Source organism: Pseudomonas sp. XWY-1 (genome assembly GCF_002953115.1).
GTDB classification, from domain to species: Bacteria; Pseudomonadota; Gammaproteobacteria; order Pseudomonadales; family Pseudomonadaceae; genus Aquipseudomonas; species Aquipseudomonas alloputida.
This window is the reverse complement of record NZ_CP026332.1, coordinates 1,727,290-1,745,282: the sequence shown is the minus strand read 5'-3', so window position 1 is coordinate 1,745,282 and position 17,993 is coordinate 1,727,290. Positions and strand designations below refer to the sequence as shown.

Genomic DNA, 17,993 nt, shown 5'->3' with positions numbered 1-17,993 from the left:
CTTGGGCATACTGGCCAGCCCTTTTTCAGCACCTCTTTTCAGGAGTCGCCCATGTTCCAGGTCAACGAGTACTTCAACGGCACCGTCAAGTCGATCGCATTCTCGGGCGAAGAAGGCCCGGCCACTGTCGGCGTCATGGCTCCGGGCGAATACGAATTCGGCACTGCCAAGCGCGAGATCATGCATGTGGTATCGGGCGCGCTGACCGTGAAACTGCCAGGTAGCGACAACTGGGAAACCTTCAACGCCGGTGACAAGTTCAACGTGCCGGCTGACAGCAAGTTCCAGCTGCAGGTGAAGGTGGATACCGCTTACCTGTGCGAATACCGCGACTAAGCGCCGGCCTGTTCCGGCCTCTTCGCGGGTAAACCCGCTCCTACAGGGTGCTGAGCCGACCTTCGATGTTGTGCGGCCCTTGTAGGTGCGGGTTTACCCGCGAAGAATCCAGCACTAATCCTTCAGAAAATCAGCAACGCGTTCAGCCGCCGCCTGCAAATGCTGCTCATGGCTGAACCCCGAAGCCTTCAACGGCTTCAGGTCATGGTCCCCCGCCACTAGCCAGCTCACCTCGATCGCCGGCGACAACGCATACCCCGCCACCGCCTCGCGGTTACCCAGCGCATCCCGCTCGCCCTGCACGATCAACGTCGGTGTCTTCAACTCGGCCAGGTGCTCTACCCGTGGCTTCTCGGGTTTACCCACCGCGTAGAACGGATAGCCCAGGCACACCAGCGCATCCGCGCCCAGTTCGTCGGCCAGCAGGCTCGCCATGCGCCCGCCCATGGACTTGCCCCCCACGGCCAGCTTGCCCGCGACCAAAGGTCGCACTTGCCGGTACACCTCACGCCAGCATTCAAGCAACACCTTCTGCGGGTTCGGCGGCCGCTTGCCACCGGTAACCCTGCGCTCGGCCATGTACGGGAACTCGAAGCGCACTACCGCTACCCCAAGAGCCGCAAGCCTTTGCGCCATTTCGTCCATGAACCCGCTGTCCATCGGCGCGCCCGCGCCATGGGCCAGAATCAGGCACCCCTTGTAGTCATCCTGACCTGCAACCCGCGGAGGATCGCAGCGCAAGCCTGGGACATTTGCGACCTTCGCCCATTGATCCCCGTCAATACCGGCACTTTGCCCATTAATCATGCTTGCCTCGCTGTAAAGCCTGCCAAATAACCGTGGATGGGAACCCATACATGAACACAACCAGCAGTACCGCCTATAACTACAAGGTGGTCCGCCAATTCGCCATCATGACGGTGGTGTGGGGAATCGTCGGGATGGGGCTCGGCGTCTTCATCGCCGCCCAGCTCGCCTGGCCGTCCCTCAACTTCGACCTCCCCTGGACCAGCTTCGGCCGCCTGCGCCCCCTGCATACCAATGCGGTGATCTTCGCGTTCGGCGGCTGCGCACTGTTCGCCACCTCCTATTATTCAGTGCAACGCACCTGCCAGACCACCCTGTTCGCACCGGGCCTGGCCGCGTTCACGTTCTGGGGCTGGCAACTGGTTATCCTGCTGGCGGCCATCAGCCTGCCGCTGGGCTACACCAGCTCCAAGGAATACGCCGAACTGGAATGGCCGATCGACATTCTGATCACCATCGTCTGGGTGGGCTACGCCATCGTGTTCTTTGGCACGCTGATGAAGCGCAACACCAAACACATCTACGTCGGCAACTGGTTCTTCGGCGCCTTCATCCTGACCGTGGCGCTGCTGCACATCGTCAACAACCTGGAACTGCCGGTCAGCCTGACCAAATCCTACTCGGTCTACGCTGGCGCCACCGATGCCATGGTGCAGTGGTGGTACGGCCATAACGCGGTGGGCTTCTTCCTGACCGCAGGCTTCCTGGGGATGATGTACTACTACGTGCCCAAGCAGGCCGAACGGCCGGTGTATTCGTATCGCTTGTCGATCGTGCACTTCTGGGCGCTGATCACCCTGTACATCTGGGCCGGCCCGCACCACTTGCACTACACCGCCCTGCCCGATTGGGCGCAGTCGCTGGGCATGGTGATGTCGCTGATCCTGCTGGCACCCAGCTGGGGCGGCATGATCAACGGCATGATGACCCTGTCGGGCGCCTGGCACAAACTGCGCAGCGACCCGATCCTGCGCTTCCTGGTGGTGTCGCTGGCGTTCTACGGCATGTCCACCTTCGAAGGCCCGATGATGGCCATCAAGACGGTCAACGCCCTGTCCCACTACACCGACTGGACCATCGGCCACGTCCACGCCGGCGCCCTCGGCTGGGTAGCGATGATCTCGATCGGCGCGCTGTACCACACCATCCCCAAAGTGTTCGGCAAAGAACGCATGTACAGCCTCGGCCTGATCAATGCGCACTTCTGGCTGGCCACCATCGGTACCGTACTGTACATCGCCTCGATGTGGGTCAACGGCATCGCCCAGGGCCTGATGTGGCGCGCAGTCAACAGCGACGGCACGCTCACCTACTCGTTCGTGGAAACCTTGGTGGCCAGCCACCCAGGCTTCGTCGTGCGCTTCGTCGGCGGCGCGATCTTCCTCAGCGGCATGTTCCTGATGGCCTGGAACACCTGGCGCACCGTGCGTTCGCCAGCGCTTGACGTCGCCCCTGCGAACGCCCAGTTGGCTTGAGGAGAAACGCCTGATGAAACATGAAGTCATCGAGAAAAACGTCGGCCTGATGGCCCTGCTGATGGTATTTGCCGTCAGCATCGGCGGCCTGACCCAGATCGTCCCGCTGTTCTTCCAGGACGTCACCAACAAACCGGTCGAAGGCATGAAGCCCTACACCGCGCTGCAACTGGAAGGCCGCGATGTCTACATCCGCGAAGGTTGCGTGGGCTGTCACTCGCAGATGATCCGCCCGTTCCGCGCCGAAACCGAGCGTTACGGCCACTACTCGGTAGCCGGTGAAAGCGTGTGGGACCACCCGTTCCTGTGGGGCTCCAAGCGCACTGGGCCGGACCTGGCCCGGGTCGGTGGCCGCTACTCGGACGACTGGCACCGTGCGCACCTGTACAACCCGCGCAACGTGGTGCCGGAGTCGAAGATGCCGTCCTACCCGTGGCTGGTTGCCCAGCCGGTCGACAACAGCCACACCGACGTCAAGATGCGCACCCTGCGCACCCTGGGCGTGCCGTACACCGACGACGACATTGCCGGCGCCCGTGAAGCGGTCAAAGGCAAGACCGAGATGGATGCCCTGGTCGCCTACCTGCAGGTGCTCGGCACCGCGATCAAGAACAAGAGGTGAGTGCGATGGAAATGGACATCGGCATGATCCGCGGGCTGGGCACCCTGGTGGTGATGATTGCCTTCATCGGCCTCACCCTGTGGGTCTTCAACCGCCGCCGCGACCGTGATTTCGCCGAAGCGCGCCTGCTGCCCTTCGTCGACGACCGCCTGCCCACTGCCGGGCAGGAGCCTGCTGCAAAAAGGAGTAACGGGCAATGACCACCTTCTGGAGTACGTACATCAGCGTACTGACCATCGGTAGCCTGATTGGCCTGACCTGGCTGCTGCTCGCCACGCGCAAGGGCCAGAGCAACAACACCACCGACGAGACCATGGGCCACAGCTTCGACGGTATCGAGGAGTACGACAACCCGCTGCCCAAGTGGTGGTTCTGGCTGTTCGTTGGCACCTTGGCGTTCTCGGTCGGCTACCTGATCCTCTACCCGGGCCTGGGCAACTGGAAAGGCATCCTGCCGGGCTATGAAAATGGCTGGACTGGCGCCAATGAATGGCAGAAGGAAATGGACAAGGCCGATGCCAGGTTCGGTCCGATCTTCGCCAAATACGCCGCCATGCCCGTAGAAGAAGTGGCGAAGGACCCGCAGGCACTGAAAATGGGCAGCCGCCTGTTTGCCTCCAACTGCTCGGTGTGCCACGGTTCCGACGCCAAGGGCGCCTTCGGCTTCCCCAACCTCACCGACAATGACTGGCGCTGGGGCGGCGATCCGGAAACCATCAAGACCACCATCATGAGCGGTCGCCATGGCGTGATGCCGGCCTGGGCCGAAGTGATCGGTGACCAGGGCGTGGCCGATGTGGCTGCGTTCGTGGTCAGCAAACTCGATGGCCGCACACTGCCTGAGGGCGCGAAGGCCGATGTGGAGAACGGGCAGAAGATCTTCGCAGCCAACTGCGTGGCCTGCCACGGGCCGGAAGGCAAAGGTACGCCCGCCATGGGCGCTCCGAACCTGACCCATCCGCAGGCGTTTATCTACGGTTCGAGCTTTGCCCAGCTGCAGCAGACCATTCGTTATGGTCGCCAGGGGCAAATGCCGGCGCAGGCCGAGATCCAAGGGAATGACAAGGTGCATCTGCTGGCGGCTTACGTGTATAGCCTGTCGCAGGATGGTTCCGCTGAGGCTGTGACGGCCAAGTGAGTTCGCCGAAAGAGATTTGCCAAGTGAGTTCGCCGAAAGGGATTTGCCAAGTGAGTTCGCCGAAAGGCATTCGCCGCCTGTGAGATCGAGCGCCGCCCGCGCGGCGCTTCGCGGGTAAACCCGCTCCTACGTTTGTTTCGGGCCAGTCCCTCCTGTGCCAGGCGCGCGCGACCGCCTTGTTTGTACGACGCGATATCGAGACATGCGCCAAGGCGGTCGCGCGCAAATCCCACAGGAATAATTGGCCCGAAACAAACGTAGGAGCGGGTTTACCCGCGAAGCGCCGCGCGGGCGGCGCTCGATCTCTGCCCCACCACAACACTCAAACCTTACACCCCCCGCCCCACCACAACACCCAGACCTTACACCCCGCCCCGCCACAACATCCAAACCTTACACCCCCGCCCCACCACAACACCCAACCCCTACACCCCCGCCCCCCATAACCCTCAAGCCTTACACTCCCCCGCCCACCACCAGCCTCAGCCCCCTTCCCTTGCACCCCCACCGAACACAACTAAGCTTGTTGCCTCAGTGGGCTTCGCTCCGAAAGGACCGGAGCAGACGCGGCGCATGGCCTGTCGCCGCCCCAGAAAAAGCTTGACCGATCGATCAGAAAAAGATGAAAAACGGTACACATTACAAATATTTATTTGTGTACAATCGCCCTAACCCGATCCCTGCGGGACATCAGTGAACGGGTCTGGACACGGGTCGGCGTACCAAAGTTGCGTTGCGGTAACCTTGCTGGTTATCAATACTGGCGCCGATTTTTCGACCAACAAGAACATCAAAACCGTGGAACCTTAGAATGAGCACAGCAATCAGTCCGACTGCTTATAACTATAAGGTCGTCCGCCAGTTCGCCATCATGACGGTGGTCTGGGGGATCCTTGGCATGGGCCTCGGCGTCTTCATCGCCTCGCAGCTGGTGTGGCCGCAGCTGAACCTGGACCTTCCCTGGACCAGCTTCGGCCGCCTGCGCCCGCTGCACACCAACCTGGTGATCTTCGCCTTCGGGGGCTGTGCGCTGTTCGGCACCAGCTACTACGTGGTGCAGCGCACCTGCCAGACCCGGCTGATCTCCGACAGCATGGCCGCCTTCACCTTCTGGGGTTGGCAAGCCGTGATCGTCGGCGCGCTGATCACCCTGCCGATGGGCTACACCACCACCAAGGAATACGCCGAGCTGGAGTGGCCGCTGGCGATCCTGCTGGCCATCGTCTGGGTTACCTACGGGCTGGTGTTCTTCGGCACCATCGTCAAGCGCAAGACCAAGCACATCTATGTCGGCAACTGGTTCTACGGTGCGTTCATCGTGGTCACCGCGATGCTGCACATCGTCAACCACATCTCGCTGCCGGTGAGCCTGTTCAAGTCGTACTCGGCCTACTCCGGCGCCACCGACGCGATGATCCAGTGGTGGTACGGCCACAACGCCGTGGGCTTCTTCCTCACCACCGGGTTCCTGGGGATGATGTACTACTTCGTGCCCAAGCAGGCCGAGCGACCGATCTACTCGTATCGCTTGTCGATCGTGCACTTCTGGGCGCTGATCACCCTGTACATCTGGGCCGGCCCGCATCACCTGCACTACACCGCCCTGCCTGACTGGGCGCAGTCGCTGGGCATGGTAATGTCGATCATCCTGCTGGCGCCAAGCTGGGGCGGCATGATCAACGGCATGATGACCCTGTCGGGCGCCTGGCACAAACTGCGCACCGACCCGATCCTGCGCTTCCTGGTGGTGTCGCTGGCGTTCTACGGCATGTCCACCTTCGAAGGCCCGATGATGGCCATCAAGACCGTGAACTCACTGTCGCACTACACCGACTGGACCATCGGCCACGTCCACGCCGGCGCCCTCGGCTGGGTGGCAATGATTTCGATCGGCGCCGTGTACCACATGATCCCGAAACTCTACGGCCGCGAGCAGATGCACAGCATCGGCCTGATCAACGCGCACTTCTGGCTGGCCACCATCGGTACCGTACTGTACATCGCCTCGATGTGGGTCAACGGCATCACCCAGGGCCTGATGTGGCGCGCCATCAACGATGACGGCACCCTCACCTACTCCTTCGTCGAAGCCCTGCAGGCCAGCCACCCCGGCTACATCGTCCGCGCCCTGGGCGGAGCGTTCTTCGCCAGCGGCATGCTGCTGATGGCCTACAACGTGTTCCGTACCGTACGTGCCGCCAACCCGGCACAGGCTGAAGAGGCCGCCAAGATCGTCGTTGTGGGAGCGCACTGATGAAGCATGAAGCCGTCGAGAAGAACATAGGCCTGCTGGCCTTCTTCATGGTCATCGCCGTGAGCGTCGGTGGCCTGACCCAGATCGTCCCGCTGTTTTTCCAGGACGTCACCAACAAGCCGGTCGAGGGCATGAAGCCGCGCACCGCGCTGGAGGTGGAAGGCCGCGATATCTACATCCGCGAAGGCTGCGTGGGCTGCCACTCGCAGATGATCCGCCCGTTCCGTGCTGAAACCGAGCGTTACGGCCACTACTCGGTAGCCGGTGAAAGCGTGTGGGACCACCCGTTCCTGTGGGGCTCCAAGCGTACCGGCCCGGACCTGGCCCGCGTCGGCGGCCGCTACTCCGATGACTGGCACCGAGCGCACCTGTACAACCCGCGCAACGTGGTACCGGAATCGAAGATGCCTTCCTACCCGTGGCTGGTCGAGAACAAGCTCGACGGCAAGGACACCGCGAAGAAGATGGAAGTGCTGCGCACACTCGGCACCCCGTACACCGACGCCGACATTGCCGGCGCACGTGACGCGGTCAAGGGCAAGACCGAAATGGACGCCATCGTCGCGTACCTGCAAGGTCTTGGCACCATCATCAAGAGCAAACGGTGACGCTGATGGATATCGGGATGATTCGCGGCCTGGGCACCGTCGTGGTGATGGTGGCGTTCGTGGGCCTGGCGCTGTGGGTGTTCAACCCACGGCGTAAAAAGGACTTCGACGAAGCGACCCAACTGCCCTTCGCGGATGACCCCGAGGCCACTCGGCACGTCGAGCAAGCAAAAGCTTCTGGGAGCAAACAACAATGACAACCTTCTGGAGTCTGTACGTTACCGTCCTGACCCTGGGCACCATCTTCTCGTTGACCTGGCTGCTGCTGTCGACCCGCAAGGGCCAGCGCGAAGAGGTTACCGACGAAACCGTCGGGCATGCCTTCGATGGCATCGAGGAATACGACAACCCGCTGCCGCAATGGTGGTTCTGGCTGTTCGTCGGCACCATCATCTTCGCCCTCGGTTACCTGGTGCTGTACCCGGGCCTGGGCAACTGGAAAGGCGTCCTGCCGGGCTATTCGTACCTGGATAACGACAAGCAGACCGAGTTTTCCAACGGCCAGCCGGGCTGGACCGGCGTGCACGAGTGGGAAAAGGAAATGGCCAAGGCCGACGCCCGTTTCGGGCCGATCTTCGCCAAGTTCGCGGCCATGCCGATCGAAGAAGTGGCCAAGGACCCGCAGGCATTGAAAATGGGTGCGCGGCTGTTCGCCTCCAACTGCTCGGTGTGCCACGGTTCCGACGCCAAGGGCGCCTTCGGCTTCCCCAACCTCACCGACAATGACTGGCGCTGGGGCGGCGAGCCGGAAACCATCAAGACCACCATCATGGCCGGTCGCCATGGCGTGATGCCGGCCTGGGCCGAAGTGATCGGTGACCAGGGCGTGGCCGATGTGGCTGCGTTCGTGGTCAGCAAACTCGATGGCCGCACACTGCCTGAGGGCGCGAAGGCCGATGTGGAGAACGGGCAGAAGATCTTCGCAGCCAACTGCGTGGCCTGCCACGGGCCGGAAGGCAAAGGCACGCCCGCCATGGGCGCTCCGAACCTGACCCACCCGCAGGCGTTCATCTACGGCTCGAGCTTTGCCCAATTGCAGCAGACCATTCGTTATGGCCGCCAGGGGCAGATGCCGGCCCAGGAACAACTGCAGGGCAACGACAAGGTGCACTTGCTGGCGGCTTACGTCTACAGCCTGTCGCACCAGGCTGAGCCAGCCAAGGCTGAGTAAGGCAGGCCTGGCCTCTTCGCGGGTAAACCCGCTCCTACACAGGATCCTTGTAGGAGCGGGTTTACCCGCGAAGAGGCCGGTACTGGCACAGCATTTCTCGCAGGCTGATGACCTGGATCAATTGACACCCGCCATAACACGTTTCATACCACGAACCCAACGCGACTAAAGGTCGCAGTGCGAACCCATACTGCCATCAGCGGCGTATCATGGTCCGCAGAGCGCTAGCAGATTGCGCGAGACTGCGGCCCGCACGCACAGGCCGCGGCGTTTCTCCACTGCCGTGGGACTTGATGATGAGCAAGCAAATTCCGGTACATGATGTCACCCCGCCTGCCAGCAAAGGGAAGGATTCCGTCGACCTCTACGCTTCCCGGGAAAAGATCTACACCCGCGCCTTCACCGGCCTGTTCCGTCGCCTGCGCATGGTCGGGGGTGCCGCACTGTTCCTGCTGTACTTCGGCACCGTGTGGCTGAACTGGGGGGGTCACCAGGCCGTGTGGTGGAACCTGCCCGAACGCAAGTTCTACATCTTCGGCGCCACCATCTGGCCGCAAGACTTCATCCTGCTCTCGGGCATTCTCATCGTCGCCGCCTTCGGCCTGTTCTTCATCACTGTGTTCGCCGGCCGGGTGTGGTGCGGCTACACCTGCCCGCAAAGCGTGTGGACCTGGATTTTCATGTGGTGCGAAAAGGTCACCGAGGGTGACCGCAACCAGCGCATGAAGCTCGACAAAGCCCCCATGAGCGGCAACAAGTTCCTGCGCAAATTCGCCAAGCACAGCCTGTGGCTGCTGATCGGCTTTGTCACCGGCATGACCTTTGTCGGCTACTTCTCGCCGATCCGTGAACTGGCGATCGAATTCTTCACGGGCCAGGCCGATGGCTGGGCCTACTTCTGGGTCGGCTTCTTCACCCTCGCCACTTACGGCAACGCCGGCTGGCTACGCGAACAGGTGTGCGTGTACATGTGCCCCTATGCCCGCTTCCAGAGCGTGATGTTCGACAAGGACACGCTGATCGTGTCCTACGACCCACGCCGTGGCGAAACCCGCGGCCCGCGCAAGAAAGATACCGACTACAAGGCCCAGGGCCTGGGTGACTGCATCGACTGCACCATGTGCGTGCAGGTCTGCCCGACCGGCATCGACATCCGTGACGGCCTGCAGATCGAGTGCATCGGCTGCGCCGCCTGTATCGATGCCTGCGACAGCATCATGGACAAGATGAACTACCCCAAAGGGCTGATCAGCTACACCACCGAACACAACCTGTCCGGGCAGAAGACCCACATGCTGCGCCCGCGTCTGATCGGCTATGCCGTGGTACTGCTGGTGATGATGATCGGGCTGGCGACAGCCTTCGCCACCCGTTCGCTGGTCGGTTTCGACGTGAGCAAAGACCGCGTGTTGTACCGCGAAAACGCCCAGGGCCGGATCGAGAACGTGTACAGCCTGAAGGTGATGAACAAGGATCAGCGCGATCACCTCTACGTGCTGGACGCCGCCGGCCTGCCAGACCTCAAGCTCGAAGGCCAGCGCGAGATCCGCGTGGCCGCCGGTGACATCGTCAGCCTTCCCGTGCAGCTGTCGGTTGCCCCCGAGAAGCTGCCATCGACCACCAACGAAATCACCTTCATCCTCAAGAGCGCCGACGACAGCGACGCCCAGGTTGAAGCCAAGAGCCGGTTCATCGGCCCACAGATCCGCTAAGAGAGATAACGCACAATGCCTGCCGCCACCGCCGCCAGCCCCTGGTACAAGCACCTCTGGCCCTGGATCATCATCGGCATCCTCACCACCTCGGTGTGCCTGAGCCTGACCATGGTCAGCATCGCTGTGCACAACCCGGACAACCTGGTGAACGACAACTACTACGAGGCCGGCAAGGGCATCAACCGCTCGCTGGACCGCGAGCTGCTGGCGCAGCAGTTGGGCCTGAAAGCCAGTGTGCATCTGGACGAACTGACCGGCGAAGTGGACCTGCGCCTGACCGGTAGCAGTGCCCCGCAAAACCTGGAGCTGAACCTGATTTCGCCGACCCAGCCAGAGAAGGACCGCAAGGTGCTGCTGAGCCGGGTCGAAGCAGGGCGCTATGTGGGGCAGCTGGAGGACAAGGTCGAGGGCCGGCGCTTTGTCGAGCTGCTGGGCAGTGAAGAGGGCCAGGTATGGCGCCTGTTCGAAGAGGAAAAAGTGGCGCATGGTGTGACCTTGCAGTTGGGTGACGAAGCCCTGCAAGGCGCCGAACACCAACAGTAGTAACACCGCAAATCCCTGTGGGAGTGGGCACGCCCGCGAATGCGATAGTTCAGGCAAAGGTATTTCCAGGTCTGACGCATTCGCGGGCGCGCCCGCTCCCACAGGGTTTCCTATCTGCCTGAGCAGTGTCTGCCCTATGACCCAACCGACCCCCTGCTACCACTGCGCCCTGCCCGTCCCCACCGGCAGCCGCTTCACCGCCGTGGTCCTCGGCCAGCCGCGGCAGTTCTGCTGCCCCGGCTGTCAGGCGGTGGCCGAGTCGATCGTCGCTGGAGGCCTGGAACATTACTACCAGCACCGCAGCGACAACAGCGCCAACCCCGAAGCCCTGCCCAAGCAACTGCAGGACGAACTGGCCCTGTACGACCGCAGCGACGTGCAGCAAACCTTCGTCCGCCACCAGGGTGAGCTGGCCGAAACCACCTTGCTTGTCGAGGGCATCAGCTGCGCCGCCTGCGGCTGGCTGATCGAAAAGCACCTGCGCAACCTGCCCGGTGTCGCCGAAGCGCGCCTGAACCTGTCCAATCACCGCCTGCTGCTGAACTGGGATGACAAGCAGCTACCGCTGTCGCGCCTGCTGGCCGAACTTCGCCAGATCGGCTACGCCGCCCACCCCTACCAGCCTGACCAGGCCGCCGAGCAATTGGCCCGGGAAAACCGCAGCGCCCTGCGCCGCTTGGGCGTGGCCGGGCTGCTGTGGTTCCAGGCGATGATGGCGACCATGGCCACTTGGCCGGAATTCAACATCGACCTGACACCCGAGTTGCATGCCATCCTGCGCTGGGTGGCACTGTTCCTGACCATACCCATCGTGTTCTACAGCTGCGCGCCCTTCTTCAAGGGCGCGGCGCGCGACCTGCGAACGCGCCACCTGACAATGGACGTTTCGGTGTCGCTGGCCATTGGCCTGGCGTTCGGCGCCGGCATCTGGACAGCCATCACTGGCAGCGGCGAGCTTTATTTCGACACGGTGGGCATGTTCGCCCTGTTCCTGCTGACCGGCCGCTACCTGGAGCGCCGCGCCCGCGAGCGCACAGCGGCGGCCACTGCGCAGCTGGTCAACCTGCTGCCAGCCTCATGCCTGCGCCTGGACGCCATCGGGCGCAGCGAACGCATCCTGCTCAGCGAGTTACAGTGCGGCGACACCGTGCAGGTGCTGCCCGGCGCGGTCATCCCTGCCGATGGGCGCATCGTCGAGGGCCGCTCCAGCGTCGACGAATCGCTGCTGACCGGCGAGTATCTGCCGCAACCACGCCGGGTGGGTGAGCGGGTCACTGGCGGTACGCTGAACGTTGAAAGCGCGCTGAATGTGGAAGTGGAAGCCCTTGGCCATGACTCACGCTTGTCGGCCATTGTCCGCCTGCTGGAACGCGCCCAGACCGAAAAACCGCGCCTGGCGGAAATCGCCGACCGCGCCTCGCAGTGGTTCCTGCTGTTCTCGCTGCTGGCCGCCGTTGCCATCGGCCTGTGGTGGTGGCACCTGGACCCGACACGGGCGTTCTGGATCGTACTGGCCATGCTCGTGGCCACCTGCCCTTGTGCCCTGTCTTTGGCTACGCCAACCGCACTGACCGCCGCCACCGGAACCCTGCACAAGCTTGGCCTGCTGGTGACCCGCGGCCATGTGCTGGAAGGCCTGAACCAGATCGACACGGTGATCTTCGACAAGACCGGTACACTGACCGATGGCCGCCTGACCTTGCGCAGCATCCGCCCGCTCGGCAGCCAGGCCGCCGACCGCTGCCTGGCCTTGGCCGCGGCGCTGGAAAACCGCTCTGAACACCCCATCGCTCGCGCCTTTGGTCGTACCGCCACACCTGCCGATGACGTACAGAGCGTACCCGGCCTGGGCCTGGAGGGGGTGGTCGACGGCCAGCGCCTGCGCATTGGTCAGGCTACCTTCGTCTGCGCCTTGAGTGGTGCGGAAATCCCCGCTGTACCCGAGCCGCGCGGCCAGTGGCTGCTGCTGGGCGACCGCCAGGGGCCACTGGCCTGGTTCGGCCTGGATGACCGCCTGCGCGACGATGCCCCGGCCCTGCTCGCTGCCTGCAAGGCGCGGGGCTGGCACACCCTGCTGCTGTCGGGCGACAGCTCGCCGATGGTTGCCGAAGTGGCCGCGCAGCTGGGTATCGACCAGGCCATTGGCGGCCTGCGCCCGGATGACAAACTGGACCGCCTGAAAGCCCTGCAGGCTGACGGGCGCAAGGTGCTGATGCTCGGCGACGGGGTCAACGATGTACCGGTACTGGCCGCCGCCGATATCAGCATCGCCATGGGCAGCGCCACCGACCTGGCCAAGACCAGTGCCGACGCCGTCTTGCTGTCCAACCGCCTGCAAGCGCTGGTGCAGGCGTTCGAGCTGGCCCGCCGCACCCGCCGCAACATCCTCGAGAACCTGCTGTGGGCGACCCTGTATAATGGCCTGATGTTGCCGTTCGCCGCGCTCGGCTGGATCACGCCGGTGTGGGCCGCCATCGGCATGTCGGTCAGCTCGCTGATCGTGGTGCTCAATGCCCTGCGCCTGACCCGGATGCCCGTGGCATCGGGCCCGCTGCCCCACGAAGCCCCTATACCCGGGAGGAAGTCGCCATGCCCGCCCTCTATGTCATGATCCCGGCAGCCCTGCTGCTGGTCGGCGTGGCCGTGTACATCTTCTTCTGGGCGGTAGACAGCGGTCAGTACGACGACCTTGAAGGCCCCGCCCACAGCATCCTGTTCGACGATCAGGACCCGCGCCACCAGGCGGCAGTGAAGCCTGACGATGCCGCAGCCGACACCGACAAGGAACCACCACCCCGTGCCTGACCTGCTTCCGCTGCTGGGCTCGGCACTGGTCCTTGGCCTGCTAGGGGGCGGTCACTGCCTGGGCATGTGCGGCGGCCTGATGGGCGCACTGACCTTGGCCATCCCCCCCGAACAACGCGGCAAGCGCCTGCGCCTGTTGCTGGCGTACAACCTGGGGCGCATTTTCAGCTATGCCTGCGCCGGCCTGTTGCTGGGCCTGGCCGGCTGGGCCGTGGCCAGCAGCCCGGCAGCGCTGGCGCTGCGGGTGGTTGCGGCACTGCTGCTGATTGCCATGGGCCTGTACCTGGCCGGCTGGTGGAGCGGGCTGACCCGTATCGAGGCACTGGGCCGCGGGCTGTGGCGGCATATCCAGCCGGTGGCGTCGCGATTGCTGCCAGTGTCCAGCCTCCCTCGGGCATTGCTGCTGGGCGCCCTCTGGGGCTGGCTGCCGTGCGGGCTGGTGTACAGCACCCTGCTGTGGGCGGCCAGCCAGGGCAATGCCGGCTACAGCGCCGGGTTGATGCTGGCGTTCGGGGTGGGTACCTGGCCGGTGTTGCTGGCAACCGGGCTAGCTGCCGAACGGGTGAACGCCCTGTTGCGGCGACGCAGCGTGCGCGTGGCGGGCGGTGTGCTGGTGATGCTATTCGGTGTCTGGACACTGCCGGGCCCACACCAGCACTGGCTGATGGGCCATTGACGGGGGCTGCAAAGCAGCCCCAATGCCCTTGATACAAATCAACACAGTTTCCTACAGACGGCCATAGACTCCGGTGCACTGCTGCTCTTTCCGGGGACTACCCTCATGCTCGACGACCTCCGTTGGGATACCGACCTGATCCGCCGCTACGATCTCGCCGGGCCACGCTACACCTCTTACCCAACCGCCGTGCAACTGCACAGCGAGGTGGGTTCGTTCGACCTGCTCAACGCCCTGCGCGAGAGCCGACGGGCCGTGCGCCCGCTGTCGCTGTACGTGCATGTGCCGTTCTGCGCCAACATCTGCTACTACTGCGCCTGCAACAAGGTCATCACCAAAGACCGCGCCCGCGCTGCGCCCTACCTGCAGCGCCTGGAGCAGGAAATCCAGCTGGTCGCCTGCCACCTGGACCCTAAACAGCGTGTTGAACAGCTGCATTTTGGCGGCGGCACACCGACCTTCCTCAGCCATGTGGAACTGCGCCAGCTGATGGCCACCCTGCGCCAGCACTTCCACCTGCTGGACGACGATTCCGGCGACTACGGCATCGAGATCGATCCTCGCGAAGCCGACTGGTCGACCATGGGCCTGCTTCGCGAACTGGGCTTCAACCGCGTCAGCCTGGGTGTACAGGACCTCGACCCGGCCGTGCAGCGCGCGATCAACCGCCTGCAGAGCCTGGAACAGACCCGCACCCTGATCGAGGCTGCGCGCACGCTGCAGTTTCGCTCGGTCAACCTCGACCTGATCTACGGCCTGCCCAAGCAAACCCCGGAAGGCTTTGCCCGCACCGTGGAAGAAGTGATCCGCCTGCAGCCCGACCGCCTGTCGGTATTCAACTATGCCCACCTTCCCGAGCGCTTCATGCCGCAACGGCGCATCGACAGCAACGACCTGCCCAGCGCCGCCGCCAAGCTGGAGATGCTGCACGCCACCATCGACCAACTGACCGCCGCCGGTTACCGCTACATCGGCATGGACCACTTCGCCCTGCCCGACGACGAACTGGCCATTGCGCAGGAAGAAGGCACCTTGCAGCGCAACTTCCAGGGCTACACCACCCACGGGCACTGCGACCTGATTGGCCTGGGCGTGTCGGCGATCAGCCAGATCGGCGACCTGTACTGCCAGAACAGCAGTGACCTCAACACCTACCAGGACAGCCTGTCCAACGCCCAGCTGGCCACCCAGCGCGGCTTGCTGTGCAACCACGACGACCGCATACGCCGGGCGGTGATCCAGCAACTGATCTGCCATTTCGAGCTGGATTTCGAACCCATCGAACAGGCTTTCACCCTGGATTTTCGCGGTTACTTCAACGACCTCTGGCCCGAGCTGCTGACCTTGCAGCGCGACGGCCTGATCAGCCTGGACGACAAGGGCATTCGCATCCTGCCCGCCGGCCGGCTGCTGGCGCGCTCGGTATGCATGGTGTTCGACGCGTATCTGGCGATGCACAACCGCCAGCGTTTCTCGCGAGTGATCTGAAAAACAAGGCGTTCAACCGCATGGACAAGCTTCCTTGTCAGGCACACTATGAGCACACATGGACTCCCGGCAGGCCACCTGCCGGGGTTTCGCCAGCGCGCACCATCATCGCGCACACTGGCTTACACCCTGTGTCGTGAGTTACCCTTACGACTTATGTGTGCTTTCCCACAAGGATCGATTCAAATGTCCGAGCCAGTCAAACTGCGCCCACACAACCAGGCCCATTGCAAGGATTGCAGCCTGGCCCCCCTGTGCCTGCCTCTTTCGCTGAACCTGGAAGACATGGACGCGCTGGATGAAATCGTCAAACGCGGGCGGCCGCTCAAGAAAGGCGAGTTCCTGTTCCGCCAGGGTGACAGTTTTGGCTCGGTCTACGCAGTACGGTCCGGGGCCCTGAAAACCTTCAGCCTCAGCGACAGCGGCGAAGAGCAGATCACGGGCTTCCACCTGCCCAGCGAACTGGTCGGCCTGTCGGGCATGGATACCGAGGCCTACCCGGTATCGGCCCAGGCCCAGGAAACCACTTCGGTGTGTGAAATCCCCTTCGAGCGGCTGGACGAGCTGTCGGTGCAACTGCCGCAGCTACGTCGCCAGCTGATGCGGGTAATGAGCCGCGAAATCCGCGACGACCAGCAAATGATGCTGCTGCTGTCGAAAAAGACCGCCGACGAGCGCATTGCCACCTTCCTGGTCAACCTGTCGGCGCGCTTCCGTGCCCGTGGCTATTCGGCCAACCAGTTCCGCCTGAGCATGTCGCGCAACGAAATCGGCAATTACCTTGGCCTGGCGGTAGAAACCGTGTCGCGGGTGTTCACCCGCTTCCAGCAGAACGGCCTGCTGCGCGCCGAGGGCAAGGAAGTGCACATCCTCGACCCGATCCAGCTGTGCGCGCTGGCCGGTGGTGCAATCGAGGCCTGAGGCCGGTCTTTAGCGGGTATACTTGGGCATTCGTTTTCCCAGGATACCCGCAACAATGCACAGCGAAGCCTTCGACCTCAAAGCCCTGATCCGCCCGGTAGTGGACTTCCCCAAACCGGGTGTGATCTTCCGCGACATTACCCCGTTATTCCAGTCGCCACGCGGGCTGCGCTATGTGGCCGACCAGTTCATCGAGCGCTATGTCGAGGCGGAATTCAGCCACATCGGCGCCATGGACGCGCGGGGCTTCCTGATCGGCTCGATCATCGCCCACCAGCTGAACAAGCCGCTGATCCTGTTCCGCAAGCAGGGCAAGCTGCCAGCCGATGTGCTGAGCGAGGGTTACCAGACCGAGTACGGCGAAGCCTTCCTGGAAGTGCATGCCGACAGCCTGTGTGAAGGCGACTCGGTGCTGATCTTCGATGACCTGATTGCTACTGGCGGTACGCTGCTGGCGGCGGCCAACCTGGTGCGTCGTACCGGGGCGCAGGTGTTCGAGGCGGCGGCGATCATCGACCTGCCGGAACTGGACGGGTCGCGTCGGTTGCAAGCGGCCGGGGTGCCTACCTTCTGCCTGACCGAGTTTTCCCTCAGCGAGTACTGAGTGGGCCTTTGGGGCTGCTTTGCAGCCCATTCGCGGGTAAACCCGCTCCTACGAAGGCCGCGTATGTTTTGTAGGCGCGGGTTTACCCGCGAATGGGCCGCCAAGCGGCCCCAATGAATCAGAGCGAAATGGGCCGGCGCCCTGCAAAGGCATGGGCCAGGGTACCGCCGTCCACCATCTCCAGCTCGCCGCCCAGCGGCACACCATGGGCAATGCGAGACGCCACCAAGCCCTTCTCGCTCAGCAACTGGGCAATGTAATGCGCCGTCGCCTCCCCCTCCACCGTCGGGTTGGTCGCCAGGATCACCTCGGTAAAGGTGCCCTGCTCTTCGATCCGCGCCATCAGCTGCGGAATACCGATCGCCTCAGGCCCCAGGCCATCCAGCGGCGACAGGTGCCCCTTGAGCACGAAGTAACGGCCACGGTAGCCAGTCTGCTCCACCGCATACACATCGGTCGGCCCCTCGACCACGCACAGCTGTGTGTCGTCACGGCGCGGGTCGGCGCACTGCGGGCACAGTTCCTGCTCGGTGAGGGTGCGACACTGGCGGCAATGCCCTACCCCTTCCATGGCCTGGGTCAAGGCCTGAGCCAGGCGCAGCCCGCCACTGCGGTCGCGCTCGAGCAGTTGCAGGGCCATGCGCTGGGCGGTTTTCTGGCCAACGCCTGGCAAGATGCGCAGGCCATCGATCAGTTGGCGGATGAGAGGGCTGAAGCTCATGGGAAAGGCCTGACAATTCAATAAGAGGCGGTTTATACCCAGCGGGGGCGGTGGCGTCAAATCAGGTCACCCCAAGTCTACGCGGCCTGCAGCTTTATGAGAGCAACTG

Annotated in this window: 19 protein-coding genes; 17 read left to right on the top strand and 2 right to left on the bottom strand. The window is 63.3% G+C overall.

The genetic code is table 11. The annotated features are described in order from the left end of the window. Positions 1–51 precede the first annotated feature (51 nt). On the top strand, positions 52–336 hold the full coding sequence (locus PRJ_RS08465; RefSeq protein WP_003254278.1) for a pyrimidine/purine nucleoside phosphorylase: 285 nt from the start codon (positions 52–54) through the stop codon (positions 334–336). A 114-nt stretch (positions 337–450) separates the two neighbouring features. Here the strand turns inward: PRJ_RS08465 and PRJ_RS08460 are convergent, their stop codons facing one another. Then, complete coding sequence (locus PRJ_RS08460; RefSeq protein WP_010955001.1) at positions 451–1,143, bottom strand: alpha/beta family hydrolase; 693 nt, start codon at positions 1,141–1,143, stop codon at positions 451–453. Positions 1,144–1,193: 50 nt separating this feature from the next. Here PRJ_RS08460 and ccoN (PRJ_RS08455) point away from each other — a divergent pair, with 50 nt between their 5' ends. From ccoN (PRJ_RS08455) to PRJ_RS08365, 16 genes are all read left to right on the top strand, one after another. Further along, entirely contained in the window at positions 1,194–2,618 is a 1,425-nt protein-coding gene (ccoN, locus tag PRJ_RS08455) for a cytochrome-c oxidase, cbb3-type subunit I (protein ID WP_003254280.1), read from the top strand. Between the two features lie 13 nt (positions 2,619–2,631). After that, entirely contained in the window at positions 2,632–3,240 is a 609-nt protein-coding gene (ccoO, locus tag PRJ_RS08450) for a cytochrome-c oxidase, cbb3-type subunit II (RefSeq protein WP_010955002.1), read from the top strand. Between the two features lie 5 nt (positions 3,241–3,245). Continuing rightward, positions 3,246–3,440 carry a cbb3-type cytochrome c oxidase subunit 3 gene (locus tag PRJ_RS08445; RefSeq protein ID WP_010955003.1) on the top strand — a complete coding sequence of 65 codons (195 nt, stop codon included), beginning with the start codon at positions 3,246–3,248 and terminating at the stop codon, positions 3,438–3,440. Then, the gene (gene ccoP / locus PRJ_RS08440; RefSeq protein ID WP_064493231.1) at positions 3,437–4,378 is read left to right on the top strand and encodes a cytochrome-c oxidase, cbb3-type subunit III; all 942 of its coding nucleotides are present in this window, start codon (positions 3,437–3,439) and stop codon (positions 4,376–4,378) included. The genes PRJ_RS08445 and ccoP (PRJ_RS08440) overlap by 4 nt, the downstream gene beginning before the upstream one ends. Positions 4,379–5,189: 811 nt before the next feature. Beyond that, a complete protein-coding gene (gene ccoN / locus PRJ_RS08420) occupies positions 5,190–6,632 on the top strand; it encodes a cytochrome-c oxidase, cbb3-type subunit I (RefSeq protein WP_003254284.1) in 1,443 nt (480 codons plus the stop codon). Next, positions 6,632–7,240, top strand: coding sequence for a cytochrome-c oxidase, cbb3-type subunit II (gene ccoO / locus PRJ_RS08415; RefSeq protein ID WP_010955006.1), 609 nt, complete (start codon positions 6,632–6,634; stop codon positions 7,238–7,240). The genes ccoN (PRJ_RS08420) and ccoO (PRJ_RS08415) overlap by 1 nt, the downstream gene beginning before the upstream one ends. Positions 7,241–7,245: 5 nt before the next feature. Continuing rightward, positions 7,246–7,437: a CcoQ/FixQ family Cbb3-type cytochrome c oxidase assembly chaperone gene (locus tag PRJ_RS08410; RefSeq protein WP_003254287.1), complete on the top strand. Its 192-nt coding sequence runs from the start codon at positions 7,246–7,248 to the stop codon at positions 7,435–7,437. After that, the gene (gene ccoP, locus PRJ_RS08405) at positions 7,434–8,411 is read left to right on the top strand and encodes a cytochrome-c oxidase, cbb3-type subunit III (RefSeq protein ID WP_014590224.1); all 978 of its coding nucleotides are present in this window, start codon (positions 7,434–7,436) and stop codon (positions 8,409–8,411) included. The genes PRJ_RS08410 and ccoP (PRJ_RS08405) overlap by 4 nt, the downstream gene beginning before the upstream one ends. Positions 8,412–8,707: 296 nt before the next feature. Continuing rightward, complete coding sequence (ccoG, locus tag PRJ_RS08400) at positions 8,708–10,123, top strand: cytochrome c oxidase accessory protein CcoG (protein ID WP_104961088.1); 1,416 nt, start codon at positions 8,708–8,710, stop codon at positions 10,121–10,123. A gap of 15 nt (positions 10,124–10,138) precedes the next feature. Continuing rightward, the gene (locus PRJ_RS08395) at positions 10,139–10,669 is read left to right on the top strand and encodes a FixH family protein (RefSeq protein WP_104961087.1); all 531 of its coding nucleotides are present in this window, start codon (positions 10,139–10,141) and stop codon (positions 10,667–10,669) included. Between the two features lie 136 nt (positions 10,670–10,805). Beyond that, on the top strand, positions 10,806–13,280 hold the full coding sequence (locus PRJ_RS08390) for a heavy metal translocating P-type ATPase (protein ID WP_104961086.1): 2,475 nt from the start codon (positions 10,806–10,808) through the stop codon (positions 13,278–13,280). Then, the gene (ccoS, locus tag PRJ_RS08385) at positions 13,259–13,474 is read left to right on the top strand and encodes a cbb3-type cytochrome oxidase assembly protein CcoS (RefSeq protein WP_010955011.1); all 216 of its coding nucleotides are present in this window, start codon (positions 13,259–13,261) and stop codon (positions 13,472–13,474) included. The genes PRJ_RS08390 and ccoS overlap by 22 nt, the downstream gene beginning before the upstream one ends. Then, positions 13,467–14,150, top strand: a complete 684-nt coding sequence (locus PRJ_RS08380; protein WP_104961085.1) for a sulfite exporter TauE/SafE family protein — start codon at positions 13,467–13,469, stop codon at positions 14,148–14,150. Before ccoS ends, PRJ_RS08380 begins: the two co-directional genes overlap by 8 nt. 105 nt (positions 14,151–14,255) lie before the next feature. After that, on the top strand, positions 14,256–15,638 hold the full coding sequence (gene hemN / locus PRJ_RS08375; RefSeq protein ID WP_010955013.1) for an oxygen-independent coproporphyrinogen III oxidase: 1,383 nt from the start codon (positions 14,256–14,258) through the stop codon (positions 15,636–15,638). 186 nt (positions 15,639–15,824) lie between these two features. Further along, the gene (fnrA, locus tag PRJ_RS08370; RefSeq protein WP_003254301.1) at positions 15,825–16,559 is read left to right on the top strand and encodes a Crp/Fnr family transcriptional regulator FnrA; all 735 of its coding nucleotides are present in this window, start codon (positions 15,825–15,827) and stop codon (positions 16,557–16,559) included. Positions 16,560–16,614: 55 nt separating this feature from the next. Further along, the gene (locus PRJ_RS08365; protein WP_003254303.1) at positions 16,615–17,163 is read left to right on the top strand and encodes an adenine phosphoribosyltransferase; all 549 of its coding nucleotides are present in this window, start codon (positions 16,615–16,617) and stop codon (positions 17,161–17,163) included. A gap of 118 nt (positions 17,164–17,281) precedes the next feature. Here the strand turns inward: PRJ_RS08365 and recR are convergent, their stop codons facing one another. Beyond that, positions 17,282–17,884, bottom strand: coding sequence for a recombination mediator RecR (gene recR, locus PRJ_RS08360; RefSeq protein WP_003254304.1), 603 nt, complete (start codon positions 17,882–17,884; stop codon positions 17,282–17,284). Positions 17,885–17,993: the final 109 nt, after the last annotated feature.

Coding starts and splice junctions, on each gene's coding strand:
- PRJ_RS08465 (WP_003254278.1), top strand. CDS start 52: ATGTTCCAGGTCAACGAGTACTTCAACGGCACCGTCAAGTCGATCGCA.
- PRJ_RS08460 (WP_010955001.1), bottom strand. CDS start 1,143: ATGATTAATGGGCAAAGTGCCGGTATTGACGGGGATCAATGGGCGAAG.
- ccoN (WP_003254280.1), top strand. CDS start 1,194: ATGAACACAACCAGCAGTACCGCCTATAACTACAAGGTGGTCCGCCAA.
- ccoO (WP_010955002.1), top strand. CDS start 2,632: ATGAAACATGAAGTCATCGAGAAAAACGTCGGCCTGATGGCCCTGCTG.
- PRJ_RS08445 (WP_010955003.1), top strand. CDS start 3,246: ATGGAAATGGACATCGGCATGATCCGCGGGCTGGGCACCCTGGTGGTG.
- ccoP (WP_064493231.1), top strand. CDS start 3,437: ATGACCACCTTCTGGAGTACGTACATCAGCGTACTGACCATCGGTAGC.
- ccoN (WP_003254284.1), top strand. CDS start 5,190: ATGAGCACAGCAATCAGTCCGACTGCTTATAACTATAAGGTCGTCCGC.
- ccoO (WP_010955006.1), top strand. CDS start 6,632: ATGAAGCATGAAGCCGTCGAGAAGAACATAGGCCTGCTGGCCTTCTTC.
- PRJ_RS08410 (WP_003254287.1), top strand. CDS start 7,246: ATGGATATCGGGATGATTCGCGGCCTGGGCACCGTCGTGGTGATGGTG.
- ccoP (WP_014590224.1), top strand. CDS start 7,434: ATGACAACCTTCTGGAGTCTGTACGTTACCGTCCTGACCCTGGGCACC.
- ccoG (WP_104961088.1), top strand. CDS start 8,708: ATGAGCAAGCAAATTCCGGTACATGATGTCACCCCGCCTGCCAGCAAA.
- PRJ_RS08395 (WP_104961087.1), top strand. CDS start 10,139: ATGCCTGCCGCCACCGCCGCCAGCCCCTGGTACAAGCACCTCTGGCCC.
- PRJ_RS08390 (WP_104961086.1), top strand. CDS start 10,806: ATGACCCAACCGACCCCCTGCTACCACTGCGCCCTGCCCGTCCCCACC.
- ccoS (WP_010955011.1), top strand. CDS start 13,259: ATGCCCGCCCTCTATGTCATGATCCCGGCAGCCCTGCTGCTGGTCGGC.
- hemN (WP_010955013.1), top strand. CDS start 14,256: ATGCTCGACGACCTCCGTTGGGATACCGACCTGATCCGCCGCTACGAT.
- fnrA (WP_003254301.1), top strand. CDS start 15,825: ATGTCCGAGCCAGTCAAACTGCGCCCACACAACCAGGCCCATTGCAAG.
- PRJ_RS08365 (WP_003254303.1), top strand. CDS start 16,615: ATGCACAGCGAAGCCTTCGACCTCAAAGCCCTGATCCGCCCGGTAGTG.
- recR (WP_003254304.1), bottom strand. CDS start 17,884: ATGAGCTTCAGCCCTCTCATCCGCCAACTGATCGATGGCCTGCGCATC.